The sequence below is a fragment of the Alcanivorax sp. HI0044 genome (assembly GCF_001634945.1).
Genome location: NZ_LWEZ01000268.1, coordinates 1 through 1,119, shown reverse-complemented (window position 1 = coordinate 1,119; position 1,119 = coordinate 1). Strand labels below are relative to the sequence as shown.

Below are 1,119 nucleotides of genomic sequence, written 5' to 3'. Positions count from 1 at the left end.
TCCCAGTTGGAGGTGTGAGGCCCGCCGGCAATCACTGCCCGGTCGATATCCGGGAAGGGGCCGGCCGACCAACCGGTGAGCCGCAACAGCGCCTGGCCGATTCGCTGGCCCAAAGGCACACGGGGCGGCCGCTCTGTGGACTGATTTTGCATACCCTAACCCTCAATTGGTGTCGCATTCCCGCCCTGCGGGCGCGGCTGCAGCGCAGCACAATCGCACAGTATATCGGATAGCCCACCGGCACCGCATTGACGACTCACTCCCCGACTTGCCCCACAACCGGTTTGCCTCTGTATAATTGCCCGATCCAGACACGCCATTACTGCCGACAGGACCTCCCTATGCCGTCTTTCGATATTGTTTCCGAGATTGATGAAGTCGCCCTTCGCCATGCGGTGGACAACGCCAACCGCGAGCTGTCTACCCGGTTCGATTTCCGCGGCGTGGAGGCCAGCATCGAGCAGAACGGCCTGGCCGTCACCCTGAAGACCGAATCCGATTTCCAGGTGCGCCAACTGGAAGAACTGTTCGCCAAGGCCTGCCTGAAACAGAACATCAGCGCCGCCGGCGCCGACAAGCCCGAAGAGCCAGAGCACAGCGGCAAGACCTTCTCGCTGACCCTGACCTTCCGCCAGGGCATCGACCAGCCCGTGGCCAAACAGATTGTGAAGCAAATCAAGGAGAGCAAGATCAAGGTACAAGCCTCGATCCAGGGTGACCAGGTGCGGGTGAACGGCAAGAAGCGCGATGATCTGCAGGCGGTGATGGCACTGCTACGGGAATCCAAAATCGAAACGCCGCTGCAGTTCAATAATTTTAGGGACTAGCATCCAGCTACAAGCTACAAGCTACAAGCTACAAGCTACAACGCGATTTCAGCGCTGTAGTCACACAAACGCAAGAGGCCGCGCTCCAAATTTGGGTGCGGCCTTTTACGTTGCAGAAGGACGAACCTGTGTCGCGTGAGGCGTACTGCCGTCGCTTTTACCGCGCCAACGTCTTCACTGGCGTAAAGGTGGTATCCGCTTTCAGCCGCTGCACCCGCTTGGGGAACTGGTCCCTGCGGGCTTTGGCACCCAGCCATACCAGTACCCGGTTAGCCCCGGGTACGCTCTTGCG

1 protein-coding gene is annotated in these 1,119 nt (G+C 59.7%); it reads left to right on the top strand.

Annotated features, from left to right (window positions below; translation table 11 throughout):
• The first annotated feature begins 341 nt into the window (after nt 1–341).
• Entirely contained in the window at nt 342–827 is a 486-nt protein-coding gene (locus A3730_RS03305) for a YajQ family cyclic di-GMP-binding protein (protein ID WP_063520143.1), read from the top strand.
• The last annotated feature ends 292 nt before the right edge of the window (nt 828–1,119 follow it).